Source organism: Gemmatirosa kalamazoonensis (assembly GCF_000522985.1).
Classification (GTDB): domain Bacteria; phylum Gemmatimonadota; class Gemmatimonadetes; order Gemmatimonadales; family Gemmatimonadaceae; genus Gemmatirosa; species Gemmatirosa kalamazoonensis.
Window position 1 is genome coordinate 266522 of record NZ_CP007130.1, and the last position, 12773, is coordinate 279294.

The window sequence follows — 12773 nt, forward strand, 5'->3', positions numbered from 1 at the left end:
CTAACGCACGCGCCGCAGCGACACGCTGCCGTTGCCGGTGGAGATGTCCACGCGACGACTGCCGTGGCCGATCCGGCCGCTGATCCGGCTGTTGAAGTTGCCGCTCCGCACCTCGATCGGAAAATCGGTGTCGAAGCCCCGCTGTCCGCTGACCGACACGTCCCCGCCGAAGTCGTCGGGCAGCCACAACACGACGGAGCCGTTGCCGGTGCTGAAGTGCATGTCGCCGTCGCGCAGCGCGAGCATGCGAGCCTCGATGCGCCCGTTGCCGGTGGATGCCGTGACGGGACCGGTGGCCGTCGAGACGTCGATGTCGCCGTTGCCGCTCGAGGCCTCGACGGGGCCGGTCGCGTCGGCGACGCGCACGCGGCCGTTGCCCGACGACGCCACGACGTCCGCGCGGACGTTCTCGACGGTCACCTCGCCGTTGCCGCTGCTGGCGTCGATCCGCACGCCGGCGGGCAGAGACACGAGGAGCCGGGCCCGCGTCGGCCGGCGCCCCCAGTCGCGGCCGCTCCCGTTGATGCCACGCGCCGAGCACTCGATGTCGTCGCGGTCCGGCACGGCGCAGATCGTCACGCCGTCGTCGTCGCGAATCACCCGGTAGACGACGTCGGTCCCCCGATCGGCCGACGCGATCGCCCGGCCATGGACTTCCGCGCGATCACCCGTCGCGGCACGGACCTCCACGGGTCCGTTCCAGTTGCGGATGCGGAGCCACGCGCCGGCCCGCATGGCCTCGGACCAGTCGAAGTCGCCGCGTGTGACGCCCTGCGCCGAGGCGAGGGCGGGAGTCACGACGGCGAGGAGCGTGGCGGCAGCGAGCGCGCGGGAAGCGGTTCTCATCGGAAATCGGGCTCGGGTCGGGGCGGCGGGATCGGTCGCCGGGGTTCGACAGTGCGACTGCACGGAGAGTTTGGGCTCCGTGCGAGGTCCACCGGGGTCTCGAGCCGGCCGGTTAACTTGCAGCCGTCCCGCCTTCCGCGTTTCCGCCCATGCTCCTTCAGCTGCTCAGCGTCGCGCTCCTCGGCGCTCCTCGCGAGGCGTCCGCCGACACGGTTCCCGCCGTGGCGGCGCGTGTGCCCCCTGCGGCCGTCGTGCACATCGCCTCCGACGACGGCCTCGGGGAGCTCGGCGTCTTCACCGCGCTCGGCGCCGAGCTGCGGCTCGAGGCCGCTGGCCCGGCGCGCGCCGGCAAGAGCGGTTCGCCGGCCGAGCTCCACGTCAGCAGGCGGCCCGACTCGCTGACGGCGCTCCTCGCGGCGCGCCTCGCCTCCGGGCGGCGCCTGGCCGCCGTCACCGTGGAGCTGCCCGGTCCGAGCGACACGCTGCGAGTGCGCCTCGTGGACGTGACGGTCACCGCCGCGCGACTCGTCATTCCCCCCGCGTCCGACGTCGAGGCGCAGCGCGTGACGCAGGAGATGGCGGTGAGCCAGGCCGCCGCCGACCGCGCAGAGGCGGCGCGCCAGCTCGCGGAGGCGGAGGCGCTGGCCGCGCTCGAGCCGCGCGAGCGGACCAGGCTCGTGCCCGCGAACGCGCTCGCGCGAGCGCGTGATCAGGTGCAGCTCCTCGACCTGCGGCTCGCCGCGGCCCGCCGCCAGCTCGGGCTCGTGAACGAGCGCGCGGCGCGCGAGGCCGCACCCACGGAGGACATCACGCTCCACGCCGAGCGCGCGGAGATCGTCAGCGCCGCCGGGCACTAGCGCGGGCGGCGCGCCGCACCGCCATCGCGTTCCGCGAGGTGCCTAACGCGCCGCGAGAGCCCGGAACGCGCCGAGGTCCCACCGCGGCACGAGCTCGATGCGCAGCGGCTCGCCCGGCCGCACCACGAACGGCAGCCACACGTAGGTCGACCGCTCGAGCGCCCGCGGCTCCCAGCGGTCGGCCATGAAGACGAAGCAGCGCGCGCACGCCGACGGGACCGGCAGCACGAACGCGCTCTGCGAGCGGAACGTCGTCGCCGAGTCGGGGCCGACCGCGGGGTTGCCCACCGTGCGCCACGGCCCGAGCACGCGCTCGGCGACGTGGTAGCGCGCCGGGTTCGGGTCCCAGCCCGACTGCCCCGACGTGATCAGGTAGTACGTGCCGTCCACCTTGAACGGCGCCGGCGCCTCGCGGCGCGCGTCGGGAAAGAGTCGCGCCCACGTCCGTCCCTCGACGATCGGCCGCGCGACGTCGGTGTAGTCGTCGGAGAGCCGCGACACGTACATGGTCCGGTTGCTCTCCGACGCGTAGAACACGTACGCCCTGCCGTCGTCGTCGGCGAGGAGCGCCATGTCGCGGAACGTGTTCCCGAGCTCGCGCTCGCGGAGCTGCGCGCTGTCGGCGCCGTAGCCGTAGTCGTAGCCGATCGGGCGGAAGACGCGGACGAGGCGGAACGGGCCGTTAGGCGACGCGCTCACGGCGACGCCGGCGCTCGCGTCGCTGTAACGGTTCGCGTCGAGGTGCATCCACATCACGTAGCGCTTCGTGCGCCGCTCGTAGATCACCTTCGGCCGCTCGGCGACGCCGCGGTCGCGGAACCGCTCGGGGAGGCTGTCCTTCGGGAGAACGACGCCTTCGTTCTTCCAGTGCAGCAGGTCGGTGGAGGAGTACGCCGAGATGCCGGTCTTGTTGCCGCCGCCGAGCCGATGGTTCTCGCCGTACCAGTAGTAGCGCCGGCCGACGCGCAGCACGCCGCCTCCGTGCGCCTCGATCGGCGCGCCGTCGGTGTCGCGCCATTCGACCCCGGGGACGAACGCGTCCCGGCCGTCCACCGGCGTCGGCGGCGGCGGCGCGCGATGGCAGGCGAGGAGCACGATCACGAGTGCTCGGTAACGCGGCGCAGCCTTCGTCACGCGTGCGACGCCGACGCCCGCGCGGGGATCACCTTGCCCGGGTTCATGAGGTTCTGCGGGTCGAGCGCCGTCTTGATCCGTCGCATCGTGTCGATGGCCGCTCCGTGCTCGCGCTCCATGAACTTCATCTTGCCGATGCCGACGCCGTGCTCGCCGGTACAGGTGCCGCCGAGGCGCAGCGCGCGCTCGACGAGCCGGTCGGCGAAGCGCTGCGCCTCCGCGAGCTCCGTCGGGTCGTCGCGGCGAACCATGAATGCGAGGTGGAAGTTCCCATCGCCGACGTGGCCGAGCAGCACGACCGGGATCGACGCGGCGACGAGATCGGCCTTCGTCTCGGCGATGCACTCGGTGAGGCGCGAGATCGGCACGCAGACGTCGGTCGTCAGGCCGCGCGCGCCGGGGCGCAGCGCGAGCGCCGCGGGGTATGCGTCGTGGCGCGCCTGCCAGAGTCGGTCCCGCTCCGTCGTGGTCGTGGCGAATCGGAACCGCTCCCCACCGCGCTCCTCGGCGAGGCGCTGCACGTGGTCCGCGTCGGCGCGCGTCTCGGCGTCGCTGCCGTGGAACTCAAAGAAGAGCGTGGGCGTGGACGCGTAATCGAGCCGCGAGTAGCGGCGCACCGCATCCATCGCGCGCTCGTCGAGCAGCTCGGCGCGCGCCAGCGGGATGCCGAGCTGGATGGCGGCGATGACCGTGTCGACCGCGCGCTCCACCGACGGGAACGCGCACACCGCGGCGACGACGTGCTCGGGCACCGGGTGCAGGCGGAGCCGCAGACGGACGATGATGCCTAACGTCCCCTCGGAGCCGACGAGGAGGTGCGTGAGATCGTACCCCGCCGACGACTTGCGCGCGCGGCCGCCGGTGTGGATCAGCGCGCCGTCGGCCAGCACCACGTCGAGACCGAGCACGTTCGCTCGCATGGTGCCGTAGCGCACCGCCGTCGTGCCCGACGCGCGCGTCGCCGCCATCCCGCCTAACGTCGCGTCGGCGCCCGGGTCGACGGGGAACGTGAGCCCCGTGTCGCGGAGATGGCGATTGAGCTGGAGGCGCGTCACTCCCGCCTCGACGACGACGTCCATGTCCTCGGCGTTGACCTCCAGGATCCGGTCCAGGTGTCGCATGTCGACCGTGACCCCACCGCGCAGCGCGAGCACGTGCCCTTCGAGGGAGCTGCCGGCGCCGAACGGGATGACCGGCGTGCCGTGCCGCGCGCAGAGGCGGACGATCTCCTGCACCTCCTCGACCGACACCGGGTACGCGACCGCGTCGGGCGGACGAGGCGGGTGGTACGACTCGTCGCGCCCGTGCTGCGCGCGCTCGTCGGCCGACGTGGTCAGCCGGTCGCCGAGGAGGGCCGCGAGGTCCGCGACGACGCCGGAGGCCGCGCCGTGTGCGTCGATCCGCTCGCTCAACTCGCGGCGGCGGACGCCGCTCGGGGCGCCGCGAAGGTCGAGGCGAGATCCGGGACGGCGCCGGGCTCCCCTTCGCCGAGGCACGACATCACTTCACGGTAGAACTCGGGGTGCGACTGCCAGGTCTGCGCGGTGACCATCCGCCCGTGTCGCACCGCCTGCCGGTCGGCGACGTACTCCCCGCCGCCCAGCTCCACGTCGGTGCGGCAGTGCTCGTACGCCGTGACACGCGCGCCCGCGGCCAGCCCGGCACGCACCAGCACCTGCACACCGTGGCAGATCCCGAACACCCACTTGCCGCGCTCGTGAAACGAGCGGACGATCGCCAGCACGCGCGCGTCGTGCCGCAGGTACTCCGGCGCGCGCCCGCCGAGCACGAGCACCGCATCGTAGTCGTCCACCCGTACGTCGTCGAACGCGAGGTCCGACTCGAGTCGATAGCCCGCACGCTCCACGTACGTGTCCCAGCCGGGCTCGAAGTCGTGGATCACGAGGTGCAGCCGCTTGCGCGTCGGCGCCGCGATGCGGGGCTCGTGGCCGGCCTCGCGAAGGCGATGCACGGCGTAGAGCGTCTCGTAGCACTCTCCGCCGTCGCCCGTGATGATCAGGATGCGCCTCGCCATCGAACGACCTCCGGCTGGGTGAAGTGATGTGATGGGTTGGCCACGTTACAGCGGCGCGCGGCGGCGCGTCAGAGTCGAACCGTCGTCACGTATCCGTCGTACCCGTCGCCGCGCGCGAGGCGGCGAGGGCGACGAGCAGGAGCACGGCACCAGCGGCCGGGAGCAGCCACGCCTCCCGCGCGATCCCCGGCTCCAGCACCGACAGCTCCGGATGTCCGGGGGCATGGCGCACGACCACCCTCGCCCCCGCAGGGTAGCGCGCCTCGACGCGCTCCACCCACCCACCGCCGCGCGTGGCGCGCGCCGCCGCGAGCTGCCCGAACGCGCGCACGTTGTTGAAGTACGTGTGCCCGTCCACCGCGTATCGGTAGACGAGCGGCACGGCGTCGCGGCGCGCCACGTAGTCCGCCGCGCCCGGGCCGAAGACGATGACGCCGGGCACCGATGGCCAGCGCGCGCTCGCGTGCGCGCGCCAGAGCCGACGGACGCCGACGCCGAGCAGCGCGAGGCCCGCGACGCCGAGCACGCCGGCGACGAGCGGGAGCAGCGAGCCGCCGGGGCGGTCGCGTGCGTGGCGCGCCGCCAGCAGGACCGTCAGCAGGCCGAGCCCGATCCCCGGCAGCAGAAGCACGAGCGGGGTGAGGCCGGGGTGGACGACGGCGAGCCCCGGGTCGCGCGGAGCGTACGACACGCGCACCCGCGCACCGACGGGGTGGCGCAGCAGGCGCAGCTGCGCCCACGTCGCATCGCCCGAGGCGGCCCACTCGCCGAAGTGCAACGTCTGCGTGGTGTAGGTCCGCCCGCCGAGCCGGTACTGCACGGTCACGCGGCCGTTCGTCATGCGCGTCTCGCGCACGCCCCCATCCGCGTCGCGATCTCGCTCCGTCGATGCGACATCGACGGCGTCGACGACGACGCCCTCGGTCGTGGGCCAGCCGCTGCTCGCCGCGGCGCGCCACACGTTGCGCAGTCCCGCGAAGATGGGAATGCCGACCATCACGAGCAGGAAGAGCGCGACCAGGGCCAGGCCTGCGTACTCGAGGCCCGAGCGCTGCGCCGCAGCGGTCGCCCCCGTCGGGAGCGCGGTGTCGGAGCGCATGGCACGCACCGGATCGTGGTCGGAGAGGTCGCCCGCATGCGGAATCGACGACGCGGCATGCCGGGCGCAAGGCCTGCCCTGCGTCATGGGAACCCTCCGCGGCGTCCCCGTGACCAACGACGAGTCAGCCGCGCCGAGCGAACCTCTTCCCGGAGCTCCCGTGATCGCACGACACGCGCGCGCAGTCGTGGCGCTGGCCGCACTCGTCCTCGTGGTCCCGGAAGCGCGCGCACAAGGCGGCGCCGCGTGCGCGCCTTCGGACAGCGCCGCCGAAGCGACGATCCGCACGCGGCTCGCCGATTGGGTCGAGGCGACGAATCGCGGCGACCGTGCCGCCGCGCGCGACGTGTGGGCACCGGCCGTCGTCGGCTGGTTTCCGAGTGCGGCGGTGTTCGGCGACAGTGCCGCGTTCGCGGAGGCGGGGCTCACGTTCGACCGGTCCGCGCCGCCATCGGCGACCACGTTCGAGCTGCGGATCGATCAGGTGGACGTCGGCGGTCGCATGGCGGCGGTGCACGACGTGTGGACGGAGACGCGACGACTCCCGGGCGGTCGCAGCGTCCGGCGCGTGATCCGGGGCTCCGAGCTGTGGCGCTGCTCCGCGGACGGGAAATGGCGCATCGCCAGATACGTCAGCGCGCCCGAGCCGTGGGCGGTCGTTCGCTAGCGACGCACGGACGAAACGGGCGCGGGCCCGTCGTGAGCACCCGCGCCCGTTTCAGCGGCCTCGCGCGGCCTAACGAATCCGGTCAGACGCAGCCGGCGAGCGGTGGAACGACGCCGATCGGCCGGAACAGCCCGCCCAGCACGGTCACGTTGGCGGAGCGGAAATACGCCGTCACCAGATCCGCGTGCCCACGCACCGCGGGCAGCGCCTGGCGCGCCGCGTCGATCGAGGGGAACTGCACGTAGTCGATGTAGAACTCCGGGTATTCCACGAACTGGCCGGTCTCGCCGTAGCGCGCCCCGGCGCCGCGCAGCAGCTCGTGGAACGCCCGGCTGTGCCCCGTGAACGCGGCCTGCTCCCCCGGCTTGAGCCCGACCACACGCAGCATCGCGACGCTGCCCGGTGCCGGCGTCGGGATCGCGCAGACGGGCGCGTCGTCGAGCGCCACCGCGTGGCCGAAGAACGGCACCTGGTCCATGAGGCCGAAATAGACCCCCGCCACCTCCGGATCGGCGACGGCGCGCGACACCGCGTCCTCGGCCTGTCGGTACGTGGTCCAGAGCGTGTAGTCGAGGAACACCGTCGAATCGGCGACGCTCTGGTAGGAGAGGTTGCCGAGGAAGCCGGGGTAGCTCTGCATCGCCCCGCGGATGTGCGCCTGCGCGTCGGCGACGAGATGCACCTTCTGCGGCGGCACGTGGAAGTACGCCATCTCCACGACACGGTGCGGCGCGGGCGCCGTGACGGGCTCGATCGCTCGCGACGCGGGCGACGGCTGCGCGAGCGCGGACCGGAGCGCGACGAGCGCCAGGGCAGGAGCGGGAAATCGGAGCTTGGGCATCGGTGTGTGAGGTGAAGGGGATCGTGGAGGATCGTCAGGCAGCGTCGGGCACGCGGTCGACCGCCGCGACGCGCGCACCACCGCGCCGCGCCGTGCGCCGCCGGGCGAACGAGAGGAGCCCCGACGTCAGCATCCAGAGCATGGCCGCGGCGGCGAGCAGGTTCAGCATCCCCGACCAGCGCCCGGCCCACGTCCCTTCGTGCAGCGCGCGGCCTAACGTCGACACGCCCGTGTCCAGGCGGCGCACGCTCCCGTCGTTGTAGACGTAGCGCACCGCGCCACTCGGCTCCTCGACGATGAAGAACGCCGCACCGCCGGGCAGACGCTGCATCCCGTCGAGCCGCGTCAGATCGGCGACACGCGCCACGTCGGCGAGCGTGCGCGAGAGCGGTACCCGCGTCGCCGACGACGGCGTGACCACCGGGAGGTGCAGCTTCATCATCACGAGCGAGAGCGGCAACAGCGCGACGAGCGGCCACAGGATCCACCCCGCGCGGATGTGCCGCCCGAGCGGCCCGGCGCCGTGCCCGAAGCGCGCGAGGAACGGCCCGGCGACGACGAGGAAGATCATCGCGAGCGAGGCGAGCGTGACGACCGCGCCGGCGCCGAACCACATGTCCTTGTGCACGCGCATCGCCACGTCGAACACGTCGACCGTCGTCTGCGGCCGCGGTATCGGCGCGTCGCGGCCGGTCGCCACGTCGTAGGCCGTTAGGCCGCGCGGCCCCGCGAGCACGATCGTGCGTGCGTCGTCCGGCAGGCCCACGAAGTCCACCGGGCCGGCGGCTTCGGCGCGCGCGACCATCGCCGTCACCCTCGCGAGATCGACGTGTCGCGACGTCGGGGCGATGCGCTCGACCGGATGGAGGATCGGCCGGAACGCGAGCACCGCGCCCGACAGGATGATGAGCGCGACGACGGGCGACAGCAGCACGGCGAGCCAGCGGTGGAGGCTCGCGACGCGAGCGCGGGTGCGGGAGCGGGGCATCGGACGTGGCGTGAGGGAGCGTGGCGATCCGCATGCCGCGTACGGCCGATCGTCGCTCCGGTTTCCGGCAGACCGGTGCGCGGGTCGATGCCTAACATCGTCCTCACATCGTCCTCACATCGCCCTCGCATCGCCCACACGTGGCGCGGACGACGGCGATGCGGCGCACACCGTAGGGAGTCCCGCGTCATCCACCGTCCCACGCCACCCGACTCCCGGAGGATCACTCCATGCGCACACGTCCCACGCGGTCCACGCTCGGCATCGCCCTCACGCTTCTCTGCCTCGTCGCTCGACCGGCCGCGGCGCAGTCGCCCACCGCATCGCCGGCCGTCCCGCCGTCCACCGTGACCGTCGGGTCGACCCGGCTCACGCGCTGGGATGCACGGCCCGTCGGCAGGTACGACGTCGAGCTCGCGCTGCCCGACGGCCCGATGCCGGTGACGCTCACGGTGTCCGACTCGGCGGGCCGTCTCACGGCGACGTTCTGGAAGGTCGGCGACCGCGACGGACACGAGATGAGCGTCACCGTCAAGGACACCGACCTCCTCCTGCACGCCGAGACGCCGCGCGGTCCGCTGGACATCGTGCTGCAGCGGCAGGGCGAGCGCGTGGCCGGACGCTGGACGTTAGGCGCGGATCACGGCAGCGTGCAGGGCAAGGTCGCCAGTCCGTGAGCGCACCGCCGTCGTCAGGACGCTGAAGCGTCGGGCACCGGGGCGGGCTCCCGCTCGCTCGCCGCCGGTGCCGCGCCCTCCACCTCGACGATGGGCAGCGCCACCACGAGGCACGCGCCACATGCGTCGGCGCCGTCCTCCGTCGCGACCGTGCCGCCATGCTGCGCGACGATGGCGCGCACCACGCCGAGCCCCAGCCCGCTCCCGCTCGCCCGGCGCTGGCCGTCGCCGAGGCGCGTGTAGAGGTGCCAGATGCGCTCGCGGTCCGCCGGCGCGATCCCCGGCCCCTCGTCGCACACCCGGATCGCCGCGGTGGTGCCTAACACCTCGAGGCTGACGCGGATCCGCTGCCCCGTCGGCCCGTACTTCACCGCGTTGTCGAGCAGGTTCGTGACCACCTGGCGCACGAGCGTCGCGTCGCACTCGGCGCCGCACGGGTCGAGACGCGTCACCTCGATGCACGCGTCGCGCGCGAGCGCCTGCGGCTCGAAGTCGCGGACCGCGTCGGCCACCAGCGCGTCGAGACGCTGCGGTGTGCGGTTGATCCGCCAGTCGGGGAGCTCGGCGCGCGTGAGCGTGAGCACGTTCTCGACGAGCGCCGTGAGATCGCGCGTCGCGCGCTCGATCACGCCGGTGACGCGCTCGCGCTGCTCGGCGCTCCGCGCGCGGCCGAGGCGCAGCATGTCCGCGTGCAGACGGAGACGCGTGAGCGGCGTGCGCAGCTCGTGCGAGAGCTGCGCGAGGAAGGAGATCTGCTGTTGCGCGACGCGGTGCTCGATGCGCAGCATCCACAGGCTGCTCAGCGCGAGCCCGGCAGCCACCGCGAGCAGCAGCCATGGCAGCGCATCGTGCGCGCGCTCCGGGGCGGCGGTCACGAGCTGCGCGGCGAGACGCTCGGCCAGGCGCACCTCGATGCGGACACCGTGGTCGCCGCGTCGGTTGTCGACCACGCCCTCGACGGCGTAGCGTGCCGGCCAGCGCGCCGGTCGCGTGTACAGCGGCACGTTCGTCTCGCGATCGACGACGCGGATCGCGACGAGCGTCGAATCCACGGCGAACGGCCGGTTCACGTCCCACTCCGGCCCGGCGTACGTGGCCGGCAGCACGGGAATGGTCGCCAGCACGTCGGGCACGAGCATGCGGTAGAAGTCCGGCCGGTACGCGAGCGCGGCATACCAGATCGGCGCGCGCGACGTCGGCACGTGCGCCGCGTGAGCCACCCCGCGAAACAGCGGCCCGCTGCCCCCGGCGCGGACCCAGAGCTGGACGGCGCGGTCGTCGCGGCGCGGCCCCGCGCGATCGGTCCCCGCCGCGGTGGCGCGGCGCAGCACGTCCTGCACCTCGCGCGCGGCGGCGGAGTCCTCCGCCGGCGACGTGCCGGCGGGCAGGAACTCGAAGCGCCCCGTGGCGGCGTCGAGGCGTGCGACGGCGACGCGCGTCGGCACCGGCGGCGCGACCGAGTCGCCGTTCCACCACGCCCGCCGCGCGAGCCGGGCGAAGTCGGCGAGCGACGGGAGGCGCGCCGGCTCGGGGCGCAGGTCGTCGAGCACGAGCTCGAACGGCGCGGCCAGCGCGTCGAACCCTGCGTACTGCACGCCCGTCGCGACGCCGCGCGCGATCACCGCCGCGTCGTCCTCGAGCGCGCGGCGCGTCTCCCGCGCGAGCAGCCGCCGCCCCCAGAGGCCGTCGAGCACCGCGATCGCGACGAGCACCACGGAGCCGAGCAGCGCACACGCCACGTAGAGCGAGCGCCCGGAGCGGCGCGTGCGGAGTGTGTGTGACAGGTGCACGATGACATTATGGAGCACGTGCCCCGGTACCGACCATGGCCGACATCCTGATCGTCGAGGACGACGCGGACATCGCGAGCGGGCTCCGAGAGAATCTGGAGCTCGAGGGACATGCCGTGCGGATCGCGCCCGCGGGCACGATGGCGCTCGCGCTGGCGCGCGACCGGCGCCCCGACCTCGTGATCCTCGATCTGAGCCTGCCGGACATGGACGGCCACGAGCTGCTCCGCCGCTTCCGGATGCAGGGCTACACGAGCGCCGTCGTGATCCTCTCGGCGCGCGACGCGCAGGCCGAGAAGATCGTCGGGCTCCGCCTCGGCGCCGACGATTACGTCACGAAGCCGTTCGGCGTGCTCGAGCTGCTCGCGCGGATCGACGCCGTGCTGCGCCGCACGGGCACCGAGACCGCACGCTCGGCCGCACCACCGGCGGAGCACGGCCCGACGCGCGACGTCGAGCGCGTGCGCGACGTCGAGGTGGACCGCGACGCGCGCGTGGTCCGCGTCGCCGGGCAGCACGTGGCGCTCTCGCCGAAGGAGTTCGACCTCCTCGACGCGCTCCTGCGCCGGCAGGGGCGGCTCGCCACGCGGCGCGAGCTGCTGCGCGAGGTGTGGGGCTACTCGACGCTCGTGAGCAGCCGCACCGTCGACACGCACGTGGCGCAGCTCCGCCGGAAGCTGGAGCGCGACCCGGTGCAGCCGGAGCTCATCCTGACCGTCGCGAAGTCGGGCTACCGGCTCAACATGTGACGGCTCCGCTCACCGCCCCTGGTCGTGCGCACCGAGCCAGCCGCGCACGAGGCCAGCGATGTCCTGCGCGGCCGGCGGGTCGAGGTTCGCGAGCACGACGATCCGATACCCATCCGGCAGCGCGCCGTCCATCGCCACGTTCACGCCCGGCGCGCCGCCGGCCGGGATGCGCACGCCGCGCGGCAGGCGCCCCGACGCGACCGCCGACAGGTAGCGGAGCAGATCCGCCGCCGTCGAGTAGCCGCCGCCGGCGGCGCTGCCGCGGCCCGGGAGCAGCGCGGCGTTCGGGTGCAGCGTCGTCACGCCGTCACCGTCGTAGTCGATCTGCCGCGTGTAGCCGATGGCCGTGTTGGGCGGCAGCGAGTCGACCGACCACGACGCGGTCTGCGTCATGCCCGCCGGGCGGAAGACGTGCTCGCGCACGTAGTCGTAGTAGTCCTCGCCGCTCACCCGCTCGACGAGCGCGCCGAGGACGACGAACCCCGCGTTCGAGTACCGCTGTCGCGTGCCGGGATCGAACTCCAGCGGCTCGCGCGCGAACAGCGGCACGTAGTCGCGGTTGTGCCGGACGTCGTGGCGCGAGCCGCCCGGCGGCGCGCGGAAGATGTCGCCGCCGATGCCCGAGCGCATCGCGAGCAGCTCACCGATCGTGACGCGCCGCGCGACGTCGGCGTTCGGGTAGTCGGGCCAGTACCGCGCGATCGGCGCGTCGAGGTCCAGCTTTCCGGCGGCGGCGAGCTGCGCGATCGCGGTCCCGGTGAAGTTCTTGTTGAGCGAGCCGATGTTGAAGTGCGTGTCCAGATCGTTAGGCACTCGCCGCTCGCGGTCGGCGAAGCCGTACGCCCGCTGGAACACCGGCGTCTCGCCTTTCGCCAGCACGACGACGCCGGAGAACGCACCACTGGCGGCGACGCTGTCGAGCGTCGTTCCCAGACGGGACACGAGCGTCGCCTCGTCGATCGCCTGTGCGCGCCCGGCGGCGGGCACGCACGCGAGCAGCGACAGCGCGACGCGAGCGGAGCGGCGTAGCATGGAGCCTCCTGAGCAGAGCACGGGCGCAAGCTAGGGGCTCGATTCCCTCACCGGCGTG

Annotated in this window: 13 protein-coding genes; 4 read left to right on the forward strand and 9 right to left on the reverse strand. The window is 73.5% G+C overall.

From position 1 onward, the window contains the following. Complete coding sequence (locus J421_RS28985; protein ID WP_025414622.1) at positions 1 to 846, reverse strand: DUF4097 family beta strand repeat-containing protein; 846 nt, start codon at positions 844 to 846, stop codon at positions 1 to 3. A 149-nt stretch (positions 847 to 995) separates the two neighbouring features. Between J421_RS28985 and J421_RS28990 the strand changes: the two genes are divergently transcribed. Further along, positions 996 to 1703, forward strand: a complete 708-nt coding sequence (locus J421_RS28990; protein WP_025414623.1) for a hypothetical protein — start codon at positions 996 to 998, stop codon at positions 1701 to 1703. A gap of 42 nt (positions 1704 to 1745) precedes the next feature. Here J421_RS28990 and J421_RS28995 read toward each other — a convergent pair whose 3' ends face one another. The 4 genes from J421_RS28995 to J421_RS29010 form a co-directional block, all read right to left on the reverse strand. Then, positions 1746 to 2804: a glycoside hydrolase family 43 protein gene (locus J421_RS28995; protein WP_025414624.1), complete on the reverse strand. Its 1059-nt coding sequence runs from the start codon at positions 2802 to 2804 to the stop codon at positions 1746 to 1748. 29 nt (positions 2805 to 2833) lie between these two features. After that, complete coding sequence (locus J421_RS29000) at positions 2834 to 4249, reverse strand: FAD-binding oxidoreductase (protein ID WP_025414625.1); 1416 nt, start codon at positions 4247 to 4249, stop codon at positions 2834 to 2836. Then, positions 4246 to 4872 carry a DJ-1/PfpI family protein gene (locus J421_RS29005; protein WP_025414626.1) on the reverse strand — a complete coding sequence of 209 codons (627 nt, stop codon included), beginning with the start codon at positions 4870 to 4872 and terminating at the stop codon, positions 4246 to 4248. Before J421_RS29005 ends, J421_RS29000 begins: the two co-directional genes overlap by 4 nt. A gap of 85 nt (positions 4873 to 4957) precedes the next feature. Then, positions 4958 to 5971: a DUF3592 domain-containing protein gene (locus J421_RS29010; RefSeq protein ID WP_025414627.1), complete on the reverse strand. Its 1014-nt coding sequence runs from the start codon at positions 5969 to 5971 to the stop codon at positions 4958 to 4960. A gap of 160 nt (positions 5972 to 6131) precedes the next feature. Here J421_RS29010 and J421_RS33230 point away from each other — a divergent pair, with 160 nt between their 5' ends. After that, positions 6132 to 6638: a YybH family protein gene (locus J421_RS33230; RefSeq protein WP_158508970.1), complete on the forward strand. Its 507-nt coding sequence runs from the start codon at positions 6132 to 6134 to the stop codon at positions 6636 to 6638. Between the two features lie 82 nt (positions 6639 to 6720). Here the strand turns inward: J421_RS33230 and J421_RS29020 are convergent, their stop codons facing one another. Both J421_RS29020 and J421_RS29025 read right to left on the reverse strand, forming a co-directional pair. Beyond that, positions 6721 to 7479, reverse strand: a complete 759-nt coding sequence (locus J421_RS29020) for an antibiotic biosynthesis monooxygenase family protein (protein WP_025414629.1) — start codon at positions 7477 to 7479, stop codon at positions 6721 to 6723. Between the two features lie 34 nt (positions 7480 to 7513). Further along, entirely contained in the window at positions 7514 to 8467 is a 954-nt protein-coding gene (locus J421_RS29025) for a PepSY-associated TM helix domain-containing protein (RefSeq protein ID WP_025414630.1), read from the reverse strand. Between the two features lie 230 nt (positions 8468 to 8697). Between J421_RS29025 and J421_RS29030 the strand changes: the two genes are divergently transcribed. Beyond that, on the forward strand, positions 8698 to 9144 hold the full coding sequence (locus J421_RS29030; RefSeq protein ID WP_025414631.1) for a hypothetical protein: 447 nt from the start codon (positions 8698 to 8700) through the stop codon (positions 9142 to 9144). Between the two features lie 14 nt (positions 9145 to 9158). Here J421_RS29030 and J421_RS29035 read toward each other — a convergent pair whose 3' ends face one another. Then, positions 9159 to 10934: a sensor histidine kinase gene (locus tag J421_RS29035; RefSeq protein ID WP_025414632.1), complete on the reverse strand. Its 1776-nt coding sequence runs from the start codon at positions 10932 to 10934 to the stop codon at positions 9159 to 9161. A 35-nt stretch (positions 10935 to 10969) separates the two neighbouring features. On the opposite strand from J421_RS29035, the gene J421_RS29040 reads away from it, so the two are divergent. Continuing rightward, a complete protein-coding gene (locus J421_RS29040) occupies positions 10970 to 11683 on the forward strand; it encodes a response regulator transcription factor (protein WP_025414633.1) in 714 nt (237 codons plus the stop codon). A gap of 9 nt (positions 11684 to 11692) precedes the next feature. Here J421_RS29040 and J421_RS29045 read toward each other — a convergent pair whose 3' ends face one another. Next, the gene (locus J421_RS29045) at positions 11693 to 12715 is read right to left on the reverse strand and encodes a serine hydrolase domain-containing protein (protein WP_025414634.1); all 1023 of its coding nucleotides are present in this window, start codon (positions 12713 to 12715) and stop codon (positions 11693 to 11695) included. Positions 12716 to 12773: the final 58 nt, after the last annotated feature.